The following is a 21584-nucleotide window of genomic DNA, read 5'->3' as shown; positions in this document are numbered from 1 at the left end:
CGGCCATACGCCGGGTGCTGCCGGGCCGTTCGGTGGAGCTGGATGTTCCGGATAACTGGCTGTGGCGCAAGGTGATTTGAGCGGCTGGTTGCCACCTTGTCATGGCGTGTTCCCGGCGTCTATTTTTGCGGCTCCTGATGCCGCGGGGGTGCGGGACGGCCCTCGTACGTCGCAGTGAGAAGCGAGGGGGGCTTCCCATGGCCGTACGCGGTCGCCACCGCCGTCACCAGCCGAACCGGATCAACCGCGCTTCGCTCACCGTCACCGCGGGTGGCGCCGGAATGGCGATCCCGCTGATCGGCACCGGCGCGGCGCACGCCGCCGACGTGGACACCTGGAACAAGGTCGCGGCCTGCGAGTCGAGCAGCGACTGGGCCGTCAACACCGGCAACGGCTACTACGGCGGACTCCAGTTCAGCCAGTCCACGTGGGAGGCCTACGGCGGCAGGGCGTACGCGCCGCGCGCCGACCAGGCCACCGAGCAGCAGCAGATCGCCGTCGCGGAGAAGGTGCTCAAGGGGCAGGGGCCGGACGCCTGGCCGGTCTGCTCGGTGCGCGCGGGCCTCAGCCGGGCCGGGGACACCTCCGGCACCGGCACGGCGAGCAGCGCGGAGAGCGACAGGAAACGCGACGTCAAGGACGTCAGACCGGAGACCACACCGCAGTCGAGGGCCGGAACGGCCGAGATGTACACCGTGGTCCGCGGCGACACCCTCTCCGGGATCGCCGAGGCGCGGCATGTGCGGGGCGGCTGGCAGCGGCTGTTCGCGACGAACCGCAGGACCGTCGGATCCGACCCGGATCTGATCATCCCCGGACAGCGGCTCGCCCTACGGGTTTCGGCCACATCAGGTGCGGAGGACGCGCACGTCTCCGACAAGCAGGACGAGATCAAGCAGGACAAGAGCAAGGACTCCGACGACCGTGAGTCCGCGACGGCCTCACGGTCGTCGCGTGGCGGCGGCACGAGCGCCGGGACCGGCACGACGCACGAGACGCACCGGCTCGCCGCGCCCGTGTCCGCCTCGCCCAGCACCCCGTACCGCGCTGCCGGCGGTTCCTGGTCGAAGGGCTACCACACGGGGGTCGACTTCCCCGTGCCCACGGGGACGTCCGTGGAGGCCGTCGCGGCCGGCCGTGTCGTGTCCGCCGGCTGGGGCGGCGCCTACGGCTACCAGGTGGTGATCCGGCACGCCGACGGCAAGTACAGCCAGTACGCGCATCTGTCGGCGCTCAACGTGAAGGCCGGGCAGAACGTGGTGAGCGGCCAGCGGATAGCGCGCTCCGGCTCCACGGGCAACAGCACGGGCCCGCATCTGCACTTCGAGGTGCGGACCGGGCCCGGTTTCGGCTCCGACATAGACCCGCTCGCCTATCTGCGGGCCGGTGGCGTCAGGATCTGAGCGACATCGGGATCGCCGCCGAGACGGGGATGGTGGCGGGCGACGGCACGATCGGCACCTTCGGAAGTCCCGGCAGCACCGGAACGGCGGGCAGCGACTCTGCCAGGGGCTCGGCGCCGACCACCGACTGGGAGCTGACCGGCGGCTGGACGGAGACCACCGGCTCGGCGGGCACCACCGGCTCGGCAGGCACCGCCGGGTCGGCGGAGACCACCGGCCCTCCGGCCGCCACCGGCCTCGTCGCGTCGCTCTGGCGCTCGGCGTCGCTGGTGATCCGCTCCGTCGTGAGCAGGATCAGTCCGCCCGCCGCGACGACGCCGCAGCCCAGGGCCACCACCGTGCCCGTCGTGCCGTAGCGGAAGGACTCGCCGAACATCGTTATGCCGACCGCGGCCGCGACGACCGGGTTGACGACGGTGAGGGTGGCCAGCGGCGCGGCGAGCCCCGCACCTCGGTAGGAGGCCTGCGACAGCAGCATCCCCGCCGCCGCCAGCACGGCTATCACCAGCAGGCTCGGCAGTTCCGCGGTCGGTGAGGCGTTCGTCCAGTCCACCGCGACCGTCTTCGTGAACACCGAGGAGACGCCGAACGCGACACCCGCAGCGCCGGCGAGCAGCGCGCTGCGTACCGCAGGGTGCCGGTGCGCTGCGCGTGCCGCGGCCATCAGCGCCGCGATCCCGCCCGCGGTGGCCAGCGCCACGACGAGCCGCTGTGCGCCGTCCAGCGAGTGCGACCCGGCCGTACCGGTCAGCGACAGCAGGCCCGCGAGGCCCACGGTCGCCATGATGGCGCCGCGCCAGGCCGTGGCCCCGGCGCGGCGCCGCACGAACAGGGCGGCCATGGGCAGCGCGAAGACGATCGTCAGCGCCCCCAGGGGCTGTACGAGGCTCAGCGGGCCGTAGGCGAGCGCGACCACGTGCAGCAGGCCGCCGATGCCGCTGAGAGCGACCGCCGCCCACCAGCCCGGGCTGCGCATCGGCGCGTACGGCTGGTCCGGCGTGCCCGCTGCGACCCGCTCCTGCACGATCGCTCCGCCGGCATAGGCGACGGCGGAGACGAGGGAGAGGAGCACGGACAGCGCGAGGGCACTCATGGGGCGCTCCTCGGCTCGGGGTGCGGCACACGGTCGTCGGTCATGCCATCCACGATGCCGTCCGAGATCGTTCACGTCGTCGTCCCTGGGCAGGCATTGCGTCGTACTGCCGATGGAGTACGAATGGTCACGGGTCCTCCCCTGGGTGGGTGACACGGACGGCGGGCCCGCTCGTGACAGGCGACGTGCCTGTCGCCGCTTGCTCTACTGCTGTGGTGCCTCACCACCCCGTCCGTCCCGGCGTCGACGCAGCACGCTCGTGTCCTCGCCCGGCACTGCCGGATCCGGGGCGCCGCTGCGGGCGGCTCCAGCGGCGAACAGGCTCCGTTGCGCTCTTCCGCAACAGCCCCAAGTGGGTGACCATGAAGGAGGAGCCGGCCGAGGACTGGGGGTTCAGCGTGAAAGTGGGGCTGATCACCCGGGAGTATCCGCCTGACGTCTACGGCGGCGCCGGGGTCCATGTGGAGTTCCTCGCCCGCGAGCTGAGGGCTCTCACCGACCTGCAGGTGCACTGCTGGGGTGAGGGCGCCGCCGACGGAGTCCACCGCCACCGTCCGTGGCCTGTCCTGGACACGGCCAACGACGCTCTGCGCACCTTCTCGGTGGACCTGTCGATGGCGGCCGCGCTCGAGGGCCGCGACCTCGTGCACTCGCACACGTGGTACGCCAACCTGGCCGGACATTTCGCCAAGCTGCTGTACGGCGTTCCGCATGTGGTGACCTCGCACTCGCTGGAGCCCCTGCGCCCCTGGAAGGCCGAGCAGCTCGGCGGCGGATACGCGCTGTCGAGCTGGGCCGAACGCACCGCGATCGAGGCCGCGGACGCCGTGATCGCCGTCTCCGGCGCCATGCGCGAGGACATCCTCACCTGCTACCCGGCCCTGGACCCGGCAAAGGTCCACGTGGTCCACAACGGCATCGACTCCGAGCTGTACCGCCCGGACCACGGCACGGACGTCCTGGAGCGGATCGGCATCGACCCGGACCGGCCGTTCGTGCTCTTCGTCGGCCGCATCACGCGCCAGAAGGGCGTGCCCCATCTGCTGCGCGCCGCGCGCCGGCTCGATCCCGCCGCCCAGCTCGTGCTGTGCGCGGGCGCCCCCGACACCCCGGCGATCGGCCAGGAGTTCCGCGCCCTGGTGGACGAGCTGAAGCCGCTGCGGGACGGGGTGTTCTGGATCCCCGAGATGCTGCCGCGCGACGAGGTCGTCCAACTCCTCACGCACGCCCGTGCCTTCGTATGCCCCTCGGTGTACGAGCCGCTGGGCATCGTGAACCTGGAGGCGATGGCGTGCGGCACGGCCGTCGTGGCGTCGGCGGTCGGGGGTATACCCGAGGTCGTCGCGGACGGTACGAGCGGTCTCCTTGTGTCGTACGCGGCGACCGAGCAGGAACGTTTTGAACAGGGTCTAGCAGAGGCCCTGAACCGGCTCGTCGGGGATGCCGGAGAAGCGGCCCGCATGGGCGAGGCCGGGCGAGAGCGGGCCGTGCGCGAGTTCGGCTGGGACACGGTGGCCCGGCGCACGGTCGAGGTGTACGAGAAAACGGTATAAGCGCCGGCGACGGCGTGGGCGGCAGAGGGGGCGCGATGCGCGGTGGACCCAATGTGCTGGGAATCGTCCTGGCAGGCGGCGAGGGAAAACGGCTTATGCCGTTGACCGCAGACCGTGCCAAGCCGGCGGTCACGTTCGGAGGTACGTACAGACTCGTCGACTTCGTGCTCTCCAACCTGGTCAACGGCGGAATGATGCGCATCTGCGTCCTGACGCAGTACAAGTCGCACTCGCTGGACCGGCACATCACGACGACCTGGCGGATGTCGAGCCTCCTCGGCAACTACGTCACCCCGGTACCCGCCCAGCAGCGGCTCGGCCCCCGCTGGTACCTGGGCAGCGCGGACGCCATCCTGCAGTCCCTGAACCTGGTCTACGACGAGCAGCCGGACTACATCGTGGTCTTCGGCGCCGACCACGTGTACCGCATGGACCCGCGGCAGATGCTGACCCAGCACATCGAGAGCGGTGCCGGAGTCACCGTCGCGGGCATCCGGGTGCCGCGCTCCGAGGCCTCGGCCTTCGGGGTCATCCAGCCGGCCCAGGACGGCCTGCGCGTGGAGAACTTCCTGGAGAAGCCCGCCGACCCGCCCGGCCTGCCGGACGCCCCGGACAAGGTGTTCGCCTCCATGGGCAACTACATCTTCACCACGAAGACCCTCATCGACGCGCTCCAGCAGGACGCGGAGGACGAGAACTCCGTGCACGACATGGGCGGCTCCATCATTCCGATGCTCACCGAACAGGGCGTCGCCCACGTCTACGACTTCGACGGCAACCACGTGCCGGGCGAGACGCCGCGCGACCACGGTTACTGGCGCGACGTCGGGACCCTCGACGCGTACTACGAAGCGCACATGGACCTGATCGCCGACCGGCCGGTGTTCAACCTCGACAACCGGCAGTGGCCCATCTACACGCACTCGGGCCAGCTGGCGCCCGCCAAGTTCGTCGCGGGCGGCATCGCGAGCGAGTCGATCGTCAGCTCCGGCTGCGTCATCCGCGGCCAGGTGACCCGGTCCGTGCTGTCGCCGGGCGTGGTCGTGGAGGAGGGCGCCGTCGTCCAGGGCTCGGTGCTGCACGACAACGTCCACGTGGGGCGCGGTGCTGTCGTACGCGGGGCCGTGCTCGACAAGAACGTCGACGTTCCGGCAGGCGCGGCCATCGGGGTCAACGCTCAGCGCGACCAGGAGCTGTACACCGTCTCCAAGGGAGGTGTCATCGCTCTGGGGAAGGGACAGCAGGTGTTGTAACCCCGGGAGCGGGACTTCGTAGGCCGGTCGGCCGCGAATCGTGGAGATCCCACGGCTCGCGGCCGATATGCATGTCATGGGTCCCATACGTCACACCACTCCCGCTGCGGCGGGTCTTAATCTGCCGTTAACTGAGCGTAGCTTGATCGTACTTGACTGTAATCGCTTGTCGGCGATTGACTGCAGCTTCCCCGTCGTCCACGCGAGGCAAGCCCTTGACTCCTGATCTGCTTGCACCACTCGACCTGGCGTTCTGGAACATCGAGTCCGCGCAGCACCCGATGCACCTCGGTGCCGTCGGCGTGTTCACGGCCGACTCGCCCACCGCCGCCCAGCACGCGGCCGAACTCCTGGCCACCCGTGCCGCCGCCGTCCCCGGCCTGCGGATGCGAATCCGCGACGTCCTGCTGCCGGTCGGCGGGGCGGCCCGTGTCCCCGACCCCGGCTTCGACCCGCTCGACCACGTCCGCCTCACCGGGCCCGTACGGGACTTCCACGCGGCCGCCGGTGCCCTGATGGAGCGCCCGCTGGACCGGTCCCGGCCCCCGTGGGAGGCGCACGTCCTGCCCGCCGCCGACGGCGGGTCGTTCGCCGTGCTGTTCAAGTTCCACCACGCCCTCGCCGACGGGCTGCGCGCCCTGACACTCGCGGCGGCCGTGATGGACCCCGTCGACCTGCCACCCGCCAGACCGCGCCCGGCGGAGGAGCCCCCGCGCGGCCTCCGGCTGCCGCTGCCTGGCGTGCGCCCGATCACCCTCGGCGACCTGACCCCGCGCAGACTGCCCGGGCTGCTGAGGGAGGCAGTCGCCGATGTCACCCAGGCGCTCGACATCGGCGCCTCGGTGGCCCGCGCCGGCTTGGCCGTGCGCTCCTCTCCCGCGCTCACCTCGCGTGCCAGCGGCACCCGGCGCACCGCCGGGGTCGCCCTCGAGATCGACGACGTGCACCGTGTGCGCAAGGCGGCCGGCGGCACCGTCAACGACGTGCTGATCGCCGTCGTCGCCGGAGCGCTGCGCCGCTGGCTGGACGAGCGCGGCGACGGCAGCGAGGGCGTGGAACCTCGTGCGCTCATCCCCGTCTCCCGGCGCAGGCCGCGCACCGCGTACCCGCAGGGCAACCGGCTCTCCGGGTACCTGATACGGCTTCCGGTCGCCGATCCGGACCCGCTCGAGCGGCTGCGGACCGTGCGTACGGCCATGGACCGCAACAAGGACGCCGGCCCGAACCGGGGCGCGGGCGCCGTCGCTCTGCTCGCCGACCACGTGCCGGCGCTCGGCCACAAGCTGGGCGGACCGGTCGTCGGACAGGCGGCCCGATTGTGGTTCGACATCCTCGTCACCAGCGTGCCGCTGCCCAGCCTCGGCCTGAAGCTCGGCGGCTGCCCGCTCGCCGAGGTCTATCCGCTGGCGCCGCTGGCCCGCGGCCAGTCCCTCGCGGTCGCCGTGTCGACGTACCGCAGCCAGGTGCACTACGGGCTGGTGGCCGACGCGGTCGCCGTGCCCGACCTGGACCGGCTCGCCCAGGCCCTGCGGGACGAGGTGGCGGAACTGGCCGAACTCGCCGAGGCCGAGGCGCGCAGGAGGGTCGCCGTGGACTGACCGGTTTGGTGGGAACACGCGTGCCTACGTAAAGTTCGCCTCTTGGAACGTCAGGGTGCGAGCAAAACGAGGACAGACAGCGATGACGGTGACACAGGACAGCCAGGACCAGGAGTTCGGTCCCGGCATCGACCCAGAACGTCTCGCTGTCTGTCTGTCCGTGCTCGAGGAGCTCGACAAGCTGGAGGTAGACCACCCCGACGCGATCGCGGTGCGGCGTGCCACCTCCGGCATCTTCCGCATGGTGAAGCAGCGCCGCCGCCAGGAGCGGCGGGCTGCCAAGACCGCACATGACAAGGCCGTGACGGAAGCCACGGCGACCGGCTCGGCGGAGCGGATCGACGACGAGACGCAGGGCATCCTGCCCTCCTCCACCGCGAAGGGCGAGATCGCGGGCATACTCCAGCGCCCGCGGTCCTGCTACATCTGCAAGACCCGGTACGTCGAGGTCGACGTCTTCTACCACCAGCTCTGCCAGACGTGCGCCGCCGAGAACCGGGCCCGCCGCGACGCCCGCGCCGACCTCACAGGCAAGCGGGCCCTGCTCACCGGCGGCCGCGCCAAGATCGGCATGTACATCGCGCTGCGGCTGCTGCGCGACGGCGCGCACACCACGATCACCACGCGCTTCCCGAACGACGCGATCCGCCGCTTCAAGGCGATGCCGGACAGCGACGAGTGGATCCAGCGGCTGAAGATCGTCGGCATCGACCTGCGAGACCCGGCGCAGGTGGTCGCGCTGGCCGACTCCGTCGCCGCCGAGGGCCCGCTCGACATCCTGATCAACAACGCCGCGCAAACCGTACGCCGCTCTCCCCAGGCCTACAGCGAACTCGTGGCCGCCGAGTCCGCGCCGATGCCCGCAGGCGCCCTGCCCGCCGCCGAGGTGATCGGCACCTTCGGCTCCGGCGCCGTGGCCGCGCTGCCTGCGGCCGGGGCAGGAGCGCTCACCGCGGAGGACGTCACCGGCCTCGCGCTCGTCTCCGGCTCCGCGTCCCTGGAGCGCATCGCGGCCGGCACGGCGATCGACGCGGGCGGCCTGGTGCCCGACCTGCACGACACCAACAGCTGGGTCCAGACCGTCGAGGAGGTCACCCCGGTCGAGCTGCTCGAGGTCCAGCTCTGCAACTCCACGGCGCCGTTCATCCTGATCAGCCGGCTCCGCCCGGCGATGGCAGCGGCGGCCCGCACCAACGGCGGCCGTGCGTACATCGTGAACGTCTCCGCCATGGAGGGCGTCTTCGCCCGCGGCTACAAGGGCGCGGGCCACCCGCACACCAACATGGCCAAGGCCGCGCTGAACATGCTGACGCGCACCAGCGCCAAGGAGATGTTCGACACCGACCGCATCCTGATGACCGCGGTGGACACCGGCTGGATCACCGACGAGCGCCCGCACCCCGACAAGGTCCGCCTCGCCGAGGCGGGCTTCCACGCCCCGCTCGACCTCATCGACGGTGCGGCGCGCGTGTACGACCCGATCGTGCGCGGCGAGACGGGCGAGGACCTGTACGGCGTCTTCCTGAAGGACTACGCGCCCGGGAAGTGGTGACCACGTCCGCGGAGGCGCCCAGGGCGGCGGCGGCCGCTCAGGGAGTCTGACTGGCCGTCAGCACCAGGGAGCGGCGGCGGAGTTGGCCGGAAGGGCCGCTTCTCCGGGCCGGAAGCCCTGGGCCGCCGCCACCAGTTCCAGCACCGCCCGCCAGTCCTCCATGATCCCTGCGTCGAGCCCGACGACCTTCGCGGCGTCGTCCGCCTGCCGCAGCGTGACCGCGTCCTCGGCCATCGGGTCGCGCTCGAACGCCTCCGCCTCGGCGGGCGTCATCGCGCCGCCCTGCAGCTGCAGCGTGTGAGCGCTCTGCGGCGACAGGCCGTGCCACGGGTCTGTGGCCGCCAGATAGCGCTTGGCCGGCACATGGAGGCGTACGAGGCGGGACACTCGGTGACCGAGCAGCGGCCGTACCGCATCCGCCGCGTGATCCGCGTGTCCGGCCTCATCGCCCGGACGCAGCAGGTACCCGATGTCGTGCACCAGGCCTGCCACCTGGAGTTCCTTGTCGCTGGGGTGGGAGCGGCGCAGCAGCGCGGCGGTCTGCAGCGCATGGTCGTGGAGATCGACCGGATCACCGGTGCGGTCGGGGGCGTCCCATGTGCCGCGGCAGGCGTACAGGACGTCCATCAGCTCCTCGACGCTGCGCAGTTCGATGTCCTCCGTGCTCTTCATCCGCTCCATGCGCGATTCCTCCCACGGGTTCCGGACTGCCGGTACGGTCAGCACAGCACGGCCGTCTGTCGAGGCAGCCAACGGCGCCTTAACGGTGCGCCCTCGATGTCCGCATGAGCATGCCGCACGAGCGATCCGGGCGGTTTTCACCGACTCGGCGATGAGCAAGCGGATCGGGCGCAGTTGGGTGAGAATCAGATCGTGGTTGAATGAATTCCAGGCATATCAGACACGGTCGTGCCTGTTTTTGGCCCCATCGAGCGGCCACCCGCTCATTTGGTTACCCTAGAGGTGACGGGCCTTTTCCAGTGGGTTCCACCAACACCCATGGTCCGTCCCGGGACAAGCCGGCCACCACGGCCCATTCCCATCAGAACCGGCGCCACCGCGACCGAACTGCCCAGAATTTGCGGCCCCATCGGGCGGCGTCGGCGCCCGGCAGCGGCGGGCCACGGCGGTGCGTCCGGGGGTTACCCGACACAGAAGGAGTGCGCGGTGACACCAGAGAAGGCGAAGAGCGACAAGCGCCCCAACGAACGTACGGAGCGCGCGGGCCGCCGACCCGATGAACTCGGCAGCCTCGACGTGTGGGCCAGGTCGGCCCCCATCCGGCTTGCGGGCTACGAGGACGACCTCGCGGAGCCGCACATCCTGCCGAGCGTCGACTGAGCGTCATCCGCACTCACTGATCGCACGCGATCCTCGCCGGTCGGCGGGCAGCCCGCCGACCGGCGTTCGGCGCTTGCCCGGCAAGCCGCCGGAACGGTCCCGGAAACCCGTTGACCAGCATGGACGCGACCATGCAAGACTCGTGTCCATGCTGATCAGAGACGTGGGATCCGGAAAGCACGCCGAGGCTGACGGGTGCGGCGAGGACGGCGACTGGTCGCAGATATGGCCGTTCTGGCGGAAGATCGTCGAGGCCCGGGAGACGTACTCCTGGGCCCCCGACACCCCCGAGGAGAAGGCCCGCGCTCTGTGGATGGGTGCGGGCAAGCGCGTCCACGTCGTCGAGGACGCGGACGGCGTCATCGTCGCGTCGGCGTCGGTCGGACCCAACTACGGCGCCGGTGGCCCGGCCGCCCATATCGCCAACGCGGGCTTCATGGTCGACCCCGACCATGCGGGCCGGGGCATCGGACGGCGACTCGCCGAGCACGTCCTCGAGCAGGCCAGGGCCGACGGGTACACCGGCATGGTCTTCAACGCCGTCGTGGAGACCAACCCGGCAGTCCGGCTGTGGACCTCCCTCGGCTTCACCATCCTGGGCACCGTCCCCGACGCGTTCGAGCACGCACGGTACGGCCGGGTAGGCCTGCACATCATGTACCGGGCACTCTGAGGCCGGCCCGGCGCGCACGGCGCTTACGCTGCGTACAGGGCTGAGGCGATCACGCCGACGGTGCCGTGCGCGCCCACGGGCGCAGTTCCTCCAGCTGCCCGGCCAGATCCAGCAGATCGTGCTCGCACCCGGGCGGGCCCACCAGCTGAACCGCGCAGGGTGCGCCGGACGGAAGCGTGCCGAACGGGACGGACATCGCGGGCCACCCGGTCAGGTTCCACGGCGGGGTGAGCGGTGAGTACCGCGTGTTGGCCAGCACGTTCCGCAGCCAGCCGCGCTCGTGCCAGGCCGCGGCCGCCGGGCCGCGCCGGGCCAGCGCCGGGGTGAGCAGCACGTCGTGCTCCTCGAAGAAGGGCTCCAGCAGCCTGCGCAGCTGCTCCCGGCGATCGCCGTGCAGCACCGCGGGCAGGCAGCGGCGTCCGATCGCCGCATGGACGCGCGTACGCCGGGTCAGCCTCCGAGGGTCGAGATCCTGGGCGTCCACGGCGGTGCCCGCCGTCCAGTGCGCCAGCGAGGTCGTGGCCAGCCACCAGGGGTAGGGCGGGTCGGTGCGCCGCACCTGGTGGCCCGCGCCGGACAGCACCTCGGCGGCCTCCCGAGCGGCGGCAGCGTACGGGCGGGTGACGGGCACGCCGAACAGAGGGCTGCGCACGGACACGGCGATCTTGCGCGGGAACGGCCCGGAGCCGGGTGTGAGGTCGGCTCCCGCGAGTACGGAGAGCAGCAGCCGTGCGTCCTCCACCGTGGTCGCCAACGGGCCGTTCTCGGACATGCCGAACCAGTCACCGTTGCCGATACCCGCCGGAACCGTCCCCGGGCCCGGCTTCAGGCCGATGAGGCCGCAGTTGGCGGCCGGGATGCGCAGCGAGCCCATGCCGTCGTTGCCGAGGCCGAGCGGCACCATGCCCGCGGCGACGGCGGCCGCGGAGCCGCCCGACGAACCGCCCGCCGTGCGCGTGGGGTCCCATGGGTTGCGGGCCGTGCCGTGCACCCCCTCGGTGGTGCCGAAGACGCACAGCTCCGGCACGTTGGTCAGCCCCACGACCACGGCGCCGGCCGCGCGGAGCCGGGCCACGGTGGGATGATCGCTCGCCGCCGGTGTCTCGTCGGTGGCGGCGGAGCCGATGCGGGTGGCCTCGCCGCGTACCGCGAGGTTGTCCTTGACGGCCACGGGCACGCCCGCAAGGGGAAGTTCCGCCAGATCCGGGCGCGCCCCCACCTCGTCGGCCTCCGCGAGGGCCTCCTTGGCGCGCACGTGACGGAACGCGCCGATCCGCCCGTCGAGCTGCTCGATCCTCGCGAGGTGTTCCGCGACCACATCGCGCGGGGTGACCCGCCCCCCGCGTACGGCAGCGGCGATCTCGGCGGCGGTACGGCCGACCCAGGTGGTCACGGTGGCTCCTCGGGCGTGGGGGCGGGCACCTCGGGTCGCCTCCGGCGTAGGTGCGGAGATCACTTTGCCCTGGCCGCTGGTGCCGCGTCGAGGGTGTGGGAGAGGCCTACCCCGGTACGGCCGTCGGCCGGCGGGAGGGGAAGCGGGCGCGCGCCGGCGCGGTGCGGGCTGCGCCCTGCGCTCGAGCTGGTCACCGGGCAAGCCGGCACCCGCCCGGGTGTGTCAGAACTCACCGCCCGGTCGGGTACGGGCCGCGCGACACTGAGCGGGAAACCCCGCCGGCTTTGCCACCTCCCGGAACGTCACCTGACGCGATCGAAGTGGTCAACCGTGCTGGCAGTGCCAGGGAGAAACCAGGGGGAACCGTCCCTGTTGATCGCTGTACAGGTCTTGTGTGATCGATCACTCAGTGCCTAGGGTCCTCCGTAGCAAGCGCTTTCGTAATTCGATCGAGCCGTTCGAGGAGCCCCCTCCATGTCCGCCCAGCCCCGTCGCCTCCGCGTTGCCGTCGTCGGTACCGGAGGCATCGTCAGCGGTAGTCATCTGACAGCGCTACGGGCGCACGCCGACCGGACCGAACTGGTCGCCGCCGTCGACATCGACACCGACCGGCTTGCAGCCTTCCGCGGCCTCGCGGGTGCTGACGTGGCCGGATACACCGAGCTCGGCGGCATGCTCGATGCCGAGCGCCCCGACATCGTCCTGATCGGCACACCGCCGTCCCTGCACCGCGAGCAGACGGTGGGGGCGCTGAAGTCGGGCGCCTGGGTGCTGTGCGAGAAGCCGCTGTGCCTCTCCCTCGAGGAGTACGACGAGATCGCCGCGGCCGAGCAGGCCTCGGGGGCGTACGCCTCGGTGGTGTTCCAGCACCGCTACGGCTCTGGCGCCGTGCACGCCCGTGAACTGATCACGAGCGGCGAGCTGGGCGCCCCACTGGTCGCCCACTGCCAGACCACCTGGCACCGCGACAGCGAGTACTACGCGGTGCCGTGGCGTGGCCGCTGGGCCACCGAGGGCGGCGGCCCCACCATGGGTCACGGCATCCACCAGTACGACCTGCTGCTGCACCTGCTCGGCGAGTGGACCGAGATACGCGCCATGGCGGCCCGGCTGGTCCACGACACCGAGAGCGAGGACGTCTCGACGGCCCTGGTGCGTTTCGCGAACGGCGCCCTCGCCACCGTCGTCAACAGCGTCGTGTCCCCGGACGAGGTGAGCCGTATCCGTATCGACTGCGCCAACGCGACGGTCGAGCTCACCCACCTGTACGGCCACAGCAACGACGACTGGGTCTACACCGCGGCGCCGCACATCCCCGCCCAGCGCACCGAGTCCTGGCGCACGCCCGCGGCGGACGTCCCGAGCTCGCACGGCGCACAGCTCGGCGCCTTCCTCGACGCCTACGAAGCGGGCGTACGGCCCCCCGGCAGCGGCACCGACGCACGCGGCACGCTCGAATTCGCCGCGGCCCTCTACAAGGCGGCCTTCACGGGGTCGCCGGTGCACGCGGGCGAGATCGTCCCCGGAGATCCGTACTACACGGCCATGCACGGTAACCACCCCGACTGGAGCCCCGCGCGATGACGATCAAGCTGGTCCACGCCCAGGGCGAGCACCTCTCGGTCGAGGCGGGCGGCGTCGAGCTGCTGCGGTACGTGTACCGGCCGGACCCGGTCGCCTTCGAGTCCCGCAAGCCGTACGTCCACCCGCTGCGCACCCTCGCCGGCCACCAGGTCACCGGCTACCGGCCGAGCGACCACCGCTGGCACAAGGGCCTGCAGATGACCGCCAGCCATCTGTCGGAGCAGAACTTCTGGGGCGGCAACAGCTACATCCACGGCGAGGGCTACCAGGAGCTGCACGAGCGGGTCGGCTCGATGCGCCACGACGGGTTCTCCGTCCTCACGCTGGAGGACGACCGCTTCACCCTCGCCGAGGACCTCACCTGGGTCGCGCACAGCGGTCAGGAGTGGGCCCGCGAGCAGCGCGGCATCATCGTCCACTCGGTCGACGAGCAGGCGGGCGCCTGGGCCCTCGACTGGAGCATCGAGCTCACCAACATCCGTGACGAACCGCTGCACTTCGGCTCCCCGACCACCGCGGGCCGGGAGATGGCCGGCTACACCGGACTGCAGTGGCGAGGCCCCCGCGACTTCACCGGCGGCGCCGTCTTCGGCCCCGAAGGCCCCCACCACGCGGAAGGCCTGGACGCGGGCAAACTGATGGGCACCCAGGGCCCCTGGCTCGTCTTCACCGCCGAACGCGACGACGTCGACGCCCACTCGACCCTGGTCTTCGCCCATGCGCCGGAGAACCTCGACGCGTCGACCGCGATCCACGAATCGCACTGGTTCGTACGCTCGGAACCGATCCCGACGGTCGCGTTCTCGTGGGCGTTCTTCGAGGAGTTCGCGCTGTCGCCCGGCGAGTCCTTCACCTACCGCTACCGGGTGGTCGTCGCGGACGGCGCGTGGGACCGCGACCGGGTCGCCGCGCATCTGGAGGCCCTGCCATGGTGACCGGGCACCCGGTGGACCCCGTGCTTCCGCACCCGTTGCCCGGTGCCGTGGGGCTGTCGCACCTGAGCGCGTACGACTGGGAGGCCGCGGACGGTGTGTGCGGCGGGAGCCCGCATCTGCACCTCGTGTGCACCGAGGCGTATGTCGTCACGGGCGGCCGGGGAGCGGTCCAGACCCTCAGCCCTGCCGGGTACCGGGAGACGCCGCTCGAGCCCGGATCCGTCGCGTGGTTCACGCCGGGCACCGTGCACCGCATGGTGCAGGGCGGGGGGCTGCGGATCACCGTGCTGATGCAGAACAGCGGCCTGCCGGAGGCCGGGGACGCGGTCTTCACGTTCCCGCCCGAGGTGCTCGCCGACCCGGAGCGGTACGCGGCCGCCGCGGCGCTCCCCGCGAAGACCGGGCCCGAGGCGGAGGAGGCCGCCCGGCGCCGCCGGGACCTGGCCGTCGAGGGCTATCTCGTGCTGCGCGAGGCCCTCGAGAAGGGCGACAACGGCCCGTACCTGGAGTTCCAGCGGGCCGCGGCCCGGCTCGTACGCGCCAAGGTGCCCGCCTGGCGCGAGCTGTGGCAGGCCGGTGCCCTCGCCGCCGCAGAGCGCACCGGCGCCCAGCTCGACGCCCTGGAATCCGGCGACCCCGCCTACCTCGCCGAAGCGGACGCCCACGCAGCCGGTCCCTCCCGGCACGGCGGCTACGGCATGTGCGGTCGCCGAGACGAGTACGAACTGCCTGGTACGACGCTGCCGTACCGCGGCGAATAACGGGCAGCCGGGTCCCCGTGCGCGGGCGACGCGCACGGGGACGAACCCGCCGCGGCCGCGTGCGGCGAAGGATGAGCCTGCCTCGGCCGGGTACCCGCTGGCGGGAGTGGCGGACGCGCGGCTCTACGGCCACGAGCCGGACGACGGGGTCGGCGGCGACGCGGCTGTGTTCCTGTTGCTCGACGAGCCGGAGGTGTATGGGCTGCCACCCGGCCCGGTCGTCACCACGCGCGATCTGCCGGCCATGTGGAAGTACGCGGGCGCGGCCGCGCTGTCCATCGCGGGCGGTTTCCTCGCGTCCTTCGCGCTGCCCGCGCTCGCGGGACGCGTGGGGAGGAGGAGGGGCTGATGAGCGGTTCCGACGTCACACGGGGCGGCGTACGCGGTGAACGGCCCGGACGTGAGGCCGCAGCGGATGCCATGCACGGCGGCCAGGGCGACGGACGGGGCGATGGTCGGCGTCGGCGTGGAGAGGAACTCATGGTGCCCCGGGCCGAGTTCGGCTCGTACTACGGCAGGCCGGTCATCAAGGCGCCCGCCTGGGCGCCGCGCGACATCGGCGGGTACTTCTTCCGGGGTGGGCTCGCCGGAGCCGGTTCGGTCCTGGCCGCCGGGGCCCACCTCACCGGCCATACGAACACCGCGACAGCCATGAAGATCTCCTCCCTCGCGGCCGTCTCGCTCTCGGCGACCGCCCTCGTGCACGACCTGGGCAAGCCCGAGCGGTTCGTGAACATGCTGCGCGTGTTCAAACCGACCTCGCCGATGAGTGTCGGCTCCTGGCTGCTCGCGGCGTACGGGCCCGCCGCCGGAGCGGCCGCCGTCAGCGCCGCGACCGGTCGGCTGCCCCGGGCGGGCGCGGCGGCGACCGGTGCCGCGGCGCTCCTGGGGCCGGCCGTCGCCACCTACACCGGGGTGCTGGCGGCGGACACGGCGGTACCCGCCTGGCACGGCGCGCACCGCGAACTGCCCTACCTCTTCGGTGCGTCCGCGACCGCCGCAGCAGCCGGCATGGCCCTCGTGACCGGCCCGACCCGGGAGAACGCCCCGGCCCGCTGCGCGGCGGTACTGGGCGCCGCCGCCGAGAGCGCGGTGCGGAGGGCGGCCGAGCGGCGCCTGGGCCTGACCGCCGAGATGTACCGGGCCGGGCGGGCCGGCGCCCTCCTGCAGACCGCCGAGCTGCTGAGCGCGTCGGGGGCCGCGGTCGCGGGGCTGCGCGGCGGCCGCAGCCGAACCGCTGCCGCCGTCGGCGGGCTCGCCCTGCCGGCCGGCTCCGCCGCCCTGCGCTTCGGGTTCTGCGCCGCGGGGGTCGCCTCGGCCGAGGACCCTGCGTACACGGTCGTCCCGCAGCGGGAGGCGAAGGCGGCGAGGCAGGAGGGCAAGGAGGCCGCGGGCTGACAGGGCGCCCGCCCGGCCGGACCGACGCGTCCGTGACCGCGGCGGGTGCCGGAACGGACGCGGGACATGACCTGAGTGGTGACCGAACTGCCGGGTACTAGCTGGGCATGAAGGTGACAAAGAAAGACAAAGGGGTGCGTGGTATGCCGTTTCGTACACCGATGTCCGGCAAGGTCACGCCCGTGGCGACCAGAGTCGTCACTGCCGCGGCGGTCGCCGGGGCGGTCGGGATGGGCCTGAGGTACCGGCGTCGTGCCGCGGGCCCGCGTGGGACCGCCGAGAACGAGGGCCCGCTCGACCTCTGGGAGGTACGCGAGCCGGACGAGGTCCCCACGGACCGCGGGCGCCTCATGCCCTACGAACTCGGCCGCACGCCCAACAAGCGCAGCACGGCCCAGTACCGCAGGCGCTGGAGCCTAGGTTCCAGCGGCGGGTTCGGCAGCGGCGGCATCGGCCGTACGGGATGAGCAGCTGCATGTGTGCCGCTTGCCGGGGTACTCCGGGCGCATGGCTGGTATCGAACTCAAGAGCGCCGCGTTCACGGATCACGCGGTGATCCCGCGGCTGTACGCGAAGGAGGGCGACGACGTCTCGCCGCCTCTGACCTGGTCCGGAGTGCCGGACGATGCAGCGGAGCTGGCCGTGCTGTGCGAAGATCCCGACGCGCCGTCCGGGACCTTCGTCCACTGGCTGGTGACCGGGATCGATCCCCACAGCGGCGGACTGGACACCGGCGAGACGAAGCCCGGCAGCCGCGCCCATCGCAACGGCTACGGAGGCCGGGGCTGGGGCGGCCCGAACCCCCCGGCGGGCGACAAGGCGCATCGCTACTTCTTCCGGCTGTACGCCCTTCCGGGGCCCGTGTCGCTCCCCGACGACGCGACCGCAGACGACATCCACGGCCTGCTCGACCGGGAGCAGCTGGCCAGCGGTACGCTGGTCGGCCTCTATCAGCGCTGACTGCCGGCTGCACTCGGTCGCGCCGGTCGTCGGCTGCACCCGGTTGCCCCCGACCGACGAGCCGAGCGACAAGCGGCCGCAGCGACGGGAGTGACGGGACGGCTGTGTCCCGTCACTCCCGTCGCTGCCGCGGTCCGCCGGCCCGCGCCTGCCGTTCCCGTGGTCACTGCCGCCGCAACACCGCCAGTACGTCGTCGTCCGTCACCTGCTCGAAGTCCTCGTACCAGAGCCCGACCGCCGTGAAGGGGCTGGGCCGGTCCAGACACACCACGTCGTCGGCCTCGTGGCGCAGGAGGCTGAACGCCTCCGGTGAGCACACCGGGACCGCCAGCGCGATGCGCTCGGGATGCTGCTGGTGCAGGGAACGCAGCGCGGCCCGGGCCGTGACCCCGGTGGCGACCCCGTCGTCCACGACGACAGCCGTGTGGCCCTCCAGTTCGGGGGCGGGCCTGCCCTGGCGGTACAGCTCCTCGCGCCGGCGCAGCTCCTCGCGCTCGCGCGCGACCACGGGGGCCAGCTCCGCCTCGGTCAGGCCGAGCTGGTCCAGCGTTCGCTTGTCGAAGAGCGGCGCGTCGTCGTCCGCGATGGCTCCCACCCCCAGCTCCGGCTGGAACGGCGCCCCGATCTTCCGGGCGACCAGCACATCGAGCGGGGCCTGGAGCGCCCGCGCGACCTCGTCGGCCACGATGACGCCGCCGCGTGGCAGGGCCAGGACGACCGGCTCCGGCAGAGCACCCTTCTCCTGCAGTACGCGGAGTCGTTCGGCCAGTATCTGGCCGGCCTCCCTCCGGTCACGGAATTGCATGTACTCCACTCCTTCCGAGTGCTACTGCTGAGTGCGTCCCCGGTCGTGACCCGGGCCCTGCGTGTCCGTCGCCCGTCCCATGTCGCTGAACCAGCGCGCGGCGGCGACGGCGACCTCGTCCAGCGTTCCGGGCTCCTCGAAGAGATGGGTCGCTCCCTCGATCACCTGCAGCCGGCTGGGAGCGCGCAGCTTGGCCTGTGCTTCGCGATTCAGCTGCAGGACGACCTCGTCGTGCCCGCCCACGAGCAGCAGGACGGGCGCCCGGACCTGTTCCAGCGCCCGGTCTCCTGCGAGGTCGGGACGGCCGCCGCGGGAGACCACGGCATGGACGTATTCGGGCCGCTCGGCGGCGGTGACCAGCGCGGCCGCGGCGCCGGTGCTCGCACCGAAGAGGCCCAGCGGCAGATCGGCGGCCCGGCCCGTCAGCCAGTCCACCGCGCCGCTCAGCCGCCGGCCGAGCAGGCCGATGTCGAACCGGTGGATGCCGGTGATGGTGTCCTCGGCCTCCTCGTCAGGCGTCAGCAGATCGAACAGCAGCGTGCCGAGGCCCGCCTCGCGTAGCGTGGCGGCGACGGCCTGGTTGCGCGGGCTGTGGCGGGAGCTGCCGCTGCCATGGGCGAAGAGCACGATGCCGGTGGCGTCGTCCGGCACGGTCAGGTCCCCCGCGAGTGACACCTCGCCGCTCGTCACAGCCACGGGTGTGGACAGCATGAGACCTCCCGGTGCTCTCGGGTCCGATACCGGGCACGAGTCGAGTACCCCGAGTGCGGCGGCTATGCGGGTTTGGCCGCGCGGCGCACGGCTACCCGCCAGGGACCCGTGGGCCCGCACCGTCGTGGGCCCGCGGAGCGTTTGCGTATGTCTGCGGAGATGTCTACGGGGTGATGGAGATGCGCACGGGGAGATGTCTATGGAAAGGAGGGGCGCCGTGCCGGACCAGGTGACGCAGCGGCAGAGCCGGCCCGCCATCGGGGACGAGGAGGCTCCGGCCCGACGGGCCGAGAACGCTGCCGGGCGGAACGCGACGGACGGCGGGCACGTGCAGGTCGACCATGTTGACGCTCCGGCCCGGCAGGATCCCGCTGCCGTCGAGCCCGATGAAGACCTGGGTCCGCAGATCCAGGCCGCTGCCCGTTGGAACCCGGCCGCCGTGGGGCAGGGCGGGGCCTCGCCGGGGCGCGACGAAGCGGCTGACCGGCAGGGCCCGGCCGTCGCACGGCGGCCGGGTTCCAACGGGCATGACGAGGCCACAGCTCGGCAGGAGCAGGCCGACCGCCGGGATGAAGCTGCCGGAGGGAGCCGGGACCGTGCTGGTGCTGGTGCTGGTGCTGGTGCTGGTGCTGGTGCTGGTGCCGGTGCCGGTGCCGGTGCTGGTGCTGGTGCTGGTTCGGGTCGGGACCAGGCCGCCGCCGGGGCAGGTCCAGGCAGGCCAGGCCCGCGCGGGGACCAGGCCGTCAGCCGGCAGGACCTCGTCCGCTTTCTCGAGGATCGCTTCGCCTGCGCGCAGGCCTGCACCGAATGCGCACGCCTGTGCGCGCTGCAGGCCAGCCTGACGAGCGCGGGTCCGGAGACCGGCGCCGAACCTGATGCCGTCGACGACCCGGGCGCGGACGAGCTGCGCCGCAGGGCCATGTCGTGCGCGACGGTGTGCGACGAGACCTGCCGCACGCTCTCCGAGGACGCGCGCCAGGACGAGTACGAGCTGCGCTTCCAGCTCGAGATGTGCCGGTCGGTCACCCTGGACTGCGCCCAGCTGCTCGACCGCCACGCGGGGGCGGAGAACTGCGCCGAAGCCTGCCGCCGCTGTGCGCGCGCCTGCGCGGAGTTCCTGACGACCCTCGGCTGAACCGTCACACCATCGCGCCCGGGCGTGAGCCTCCTGCGGGCTCAGGTCGTTCCGTTGCGGAACGCCGCGCCCATTCCCTATTTCTGGAACGAGTTCTACTGTGTGCGCCGTCAGGTCCGGGTCGGCGAGCCAGGGGTCCAGGAGGCGCCGTGCACCTCGAATACACGCCCGAGCAGCAGCGGTTGCGTGCCGAACTGCGCGCATACTTCACCGGGCTGGTGCCCGACACCGCTCATGCCCGGTACGCCGAACCTGCGGCCCAGAAGCGGTTCTACCGCGAAACCGTCCGCCGCCTCGGCGCGGACGGCTGGCTCGGCGTCGGCTGGCCGAAGGAGTACGGCGGCCGCGGCCTCACGCCCATGGAGCAGTTCATCTTCTTCGACGAGGCCGCTCAGGCGGGCGTACCGCTGCCCCTGATGGCGCTCAACACGGTCGGCCCGACGATCATGCAGTTCGGCACCGACGAGCAGAAGGCGTACTTCCTGCCGGAGATCCTCTCGGGCGAGATCGATTTCGCGATCGGCTACAGCGAACCCGAAGCCGGGACCGACCTGGCCGCCCTGAAGACACGGGCCGTCCGCGAGGGCGACGAGGCCACCGGCCACTACACGGTCGACGGCCAGAAGATCTGGACCACCAACGGCGACACCGCCGACTGGGTCTGGCTCGCCGTCCGCACCGATCGCGACGCGCCGCCGCACAAGGGCATCACCATTCTCCTGGTGCCGACGACCGACCCCGGCTACTCGTGCACCGTCATCAACACCCTCGCCTCGCACGACACCACGGCCAGCTACTACGAGAACATCCAAGTGCCCGTCTCCCGCCGCGTCGGCGACGAGAACAAGGGCTGGCGGCTCATCACCAACCAGCTCAACCACGAGCGTGTCACCCTCGCCGCACACGGCACCATGGCGATCCGCGCACTGCACGACGTGCAGCGCTGGGCCATGGACACCAAGCTCGCCGACGGCCGCCGCGTGATCGACCTCGGCTGGGTGCGCCGGGGCCTCGCCCGGACGCACACCAGGCTGGACGCGATGAAACTCATGAACTGGCAGATGGTCAACGCCGTGCAGGAGGGCAAACTCACCCCGCAGGACGCCTCCGCAGTCAAGGTCTACGGCTCCGAGGCGCGCCGCGACGCGTACGCATCGCTGATGGAGGTCGTAGGCGCGGCCGGAGCCCTGAAGGAGGGCTCCGCGGGCGCCGTCCTCCACGGCGAACTGGAGCGCGGCTACCGCTCCGCCGTGATCTTCACCTTCGGCGGCGGCAACAACGAGATCCAGCGCGAGATCATCTCCTGGATCGGTCTGGGGATGCCACGCGTCCGCCGTTAACCGGGAGTGTGACGAGGACTTTTAGTTGGGACTTAGGATTCATAGTTGGCACCAAGATCGCCATGCGTTCTAAGAGGTGACGGCGCGTCACTTCGA

20 protein-coding genes and 1 pseudogene are annotated in these 21584 nt (G+C 71.9%); 16 read left to right on the top strand and 5 right to left on the bottom strand.

What is annotated here, in order from left to right:
• Positions 1-197 precede the first annotated feature (197 nt).
• On the top strand, positions 198-1403 hold the full coding sequence (locus tag ACWD4J_RS13200; RefSeq protein ID WP_451395425.1) for a transglycosylase family protein: 1206 nt from the start codon (positions 198-200) through the stop codon (positions 1401-1403).
• Here the strand turns inward: ACWD4J_RS13200 and ACWD4J_RS13195 are convergent.
• Positions 1393-2496, bottom strand: a complete 1104-nt coding sequence (locus ACWD4J_RS13195) for a DMT family transporter (protein WP_451395424.1) — start codon at positions 2494-2496, stop codon at positions 1393-1395. The genes ACWD4J_RS13200 and ACWD4J_RS13195 overlap by 11 nt on opposite strands.
• Before the next feature lie 398 nt (positions 2497-2894).
• On the opposite strand from ACWD4J_RS13195, the gene glgA reads away from it, so the two are divergent.
• The 4 genes from glgA (at position 2895) to ACWD4J_RS13175 (ending at position 8452) form a co-directional block, all read left to right on the top strand.
• A complete protein-coding gene (gene glgA, locus ACWD4J_RS13190; RefSeq protein ID WP_451395529.1) occupies positions 2895-4049 on the top strand; it encodes a glycogen synthase in 1155 nt (384 codons plus the stop codon).
• A 35-nt stretch (positions 4050-4084) separates the two neighbouring features.
• Entirely contained in the window at positions 4085-5302 is a 1218-nt protein-coding gene (gene glgC, locus ACWD4J_RS13185; RefSeq protein WP_451395423.1) for a glucose-1-phosphate adenylyltransferase, read from the top strand.
• Between the two features lie 215 nt (positions 5303-5517).
• Positions 5518-6900, top strand: a complete 1383-nt coding sequence (locus ACWD4J_RS13180; protein WP_451395422.1) for a wax ester/triacylglycerol synthase family O-acyltransferase — start codon at positions 5518-5520, stop codon at positions 6898-6900.
• A gap of 82 nt (positions 6901-6982) precedes the next feature.
• Positions 6983-8452, top strand: coding sequence for an SDR family NAD(P)-dependent oxidoreductase (locus tag ACWD4J_RS13175; RefSeq protein ID WP_451395421.1), 1470 nt, complete (start codon positions 6983-6985; stop codon positions 8450-8452).
• A 57-nt stretch (positions 8453-8509) separates the two neighbouring features.
• On the opposite strand, the gene ACWD4J_RS13170 is transcribed toward ACWD4J_RS13175, so the two are convergent.
• Positions 8510-9106, bottom strand: a complete 597-nt coding sequence (locus ACWD4J_RS13170) for an HD domain-containing protein (RefSeq protein ID WP_451395528.1) — start codon at positions 9104-9106, stop codon at positions 8510-8512.
• 513 nt (positions 9107-9619) lie between these two features.
• Between ACWD4J_RS13170 and ACWD4J_RS13165 the strand changes: the two genes are divergently transcribed.
• Together ACWD4J_RS13165 and ACWD4J_RS13160 are read left to right on the top strand one after the other, a co-directional pair.
• The gene (locus tag ACWD4J_RS13165; RefSeq protein ID WP_451395420.1) at positions 9620-9793 is read left to right on the top strand and encodes a hypothetical protein; all 174 of its coding nucleotides are present in this window, start codon (positions 9620-9622) and stop codon (positions 9791-9793) included.
• A 148-nt stretch (positions 9794-9941) separates the two neighbouring features.
• Positions 9942-10466, top strand: a complete 525-nt coding sequence (locus ACWD4J_RS13160) for an N-acetyltransferase family protein (protein WP_451395419.1) — start codon at positions 9942-9944, stop codon at positions 10464-10466.
• Positions 10467-10515: 49 nt separating this feature from the next.
• On the opposite strand, the gene ACWD4J_RS13155 is transcribed toward ACWD4J_RS13160, so the two are convergent.
• Positions 10516-11859, bottom strand: a complete 1344-nt coding sequence (locus tag ACWD4J_RS13155; RefSeq protein ID WP_451395418.1) for an amidase — start codon at positions 11857-11859, stop codon at positions 10516-10518.
• A 474-nt stretch (positions 11860-12333) separates the two neighbouring features.
• Here ACWD4J_RS13155 and ACWD4J_RS13150 point away from each other — a divergent pair, with 474 nt between their 5' ends.
• The 7 genes and pseudogenes from ACWD4J_RS13150 to ACWD4J_RS13120 all read left to right on the top strand — a co-directional run bounded on the left by ACWD4J_RS13150 (position 12334) and on the right by ACWD4J_RS13120 (position 17497).
• Positions 12334-13443: a Gfo/Idh/MocA family protein gene (locus ACWD4J_RS13150; RefSeq protein WP_451395417.1), complete on the top strand. Its 1110-nt coding sequence runs from the start codon at positions 12334-12336 to the stop codon at positions 13441-13443.
• The gene (locus tag ACWD4J_RS13145) at positions 13440-14378 is read left to right on the top strand and encodes a DUF6807 domain-containing protein (protein WP_451395416.1); all 939 of its coding nucleotides are present in this window, start codon (positions 13440-13442) and stop codon (positions 14376-14378) included. Before ACWD4J_RS13150 ends, ACWD4J_RS13145 begins: the two co-directional genes overlap by 4 nt.
• A complete protein-coding gene (locus ACWD4J_RS13140; RefSeq protein WP_451395415.1) occupies positions 14372-15139 on the top strand; it encodes a cupin in 768 nt (255 codons plus the stop codon). Before ACWD4J_RS13145 ends, ACWD4J_RS13140 begins: the two co-directional genes overlap by 7 nt.
• A gap of 100 nt (positions 15140-15239) precedes the next feature.
• Positions 15240-15488 (top strand): annotated as a pseudogene (locus tag ACWD4J_RS13135) (4Fe-4S dicluster domain-containing protein); the annotation flags it as partial.
• Positions 15488-16537: an NrfD/PsrC family molybdoenzyme membrane anchor subunit gene (gene nrfD / locus ACWD4J_RS13130; RefSeq protein WP_451395414.1), complete on the top strand. Its 1050-nt coding sequence runs from the start codon at positions 15488-15490 to the stop codon at positions 16535-16537. The pseudogene ACWD4J_RS13135 and the gene nrfD, both read left to right, overlap by 1 nt.
• 143 nt (positions 16538-16680) lie before the next feature.
• Positions 16681-17004 carry a DUF6479 family protein gene (locus tag ACWD4J_RS13125; protein WP_451395413.1) on the top strand — a complete coding sequence of 108 codons (324 nt, stop codon included), beginning with the start codon at positions 16681-16683 and terminating at the stop codon, positions 17002-17004.
• A gap of 40 nt (positions 17005-17044) precedes the next feature.
• Positions 17045-17497: a YbhB/YbcL family Raf kinase inhibitor-like protein gene (locus tag ACWD4J_RS13120; protein ID WP_451395412.1), complete on the top strand. Its 453-nt coding sequence runs from the start codon at positions 17045-17047 to the stop codon at positions 17495-17497.
• A gap of 163 nt (positions 17498-17660) precedes the next feature.
• Here the strand turns inward: ACWD4J_RS13120 and ACWD4J_RS13115 are convergent, their stop codons facing one another.
• The gene (locus ACWD4J_RS13115) at positions 17661-18302 is read right to left on the bottom strand and encodes a phosphoribosyltransferase (protein WP_451395411.1); all 642 of its coding nucleotides are present in this window, start codon (positions 18300-18302) and stop codon (positions 17661-17663) included.
• 21 nt (positions 18303-18323) lie between these two features.
• Complete coding sequence (locus ACWD4J_RS13110) at positions 18324-19013, bottom strand: dienelactone hydrolase family protein (protein ID WP_451395410.1); 690 nt, start codon at positions 19011-19013, stop codon at positions 18324-18326.
• 217 nt (positions 19014-19230) lie between these two features.
• Between ACWD4J_RS13110 and ACWD4J_RS13105 the strand changes: the two genes are divergently transcribed.
• Complete coding sequence (locus ACWD4J_RS13105; protein ID WP_451395409.1) at positions 19231-20148, top strand: four-helix bundle copper-binding protein; 918 nt, start codon at positions 19231-19233, stop codon at positions 20146-20148.
• A 149-nt stretch (positions 20149-20297) separates the two neighbouring features.
• Positions 20298-21488, top strand: a complete 1191-nt coding sequence (locus tag ACWD4J_RS13100; RefSeq protein WP_451395408.1) for an acyl-CoA dehydrogenase family protein — start codon at positions 20298-20300, stop codon at positions 21486-21488.
• The last annotated feature ends 96 nt before the right edge of the window (positions 21489-21584 follow it).

Source organism: Streptomyces sp. NPDC002577 (genome assembly GCF_053594815.1).
The sequence above is the reverse complement of the archived record's forward strand: the minus strand, read 5'-3'. Positions and strand labels throughout refer to the sequence as shown.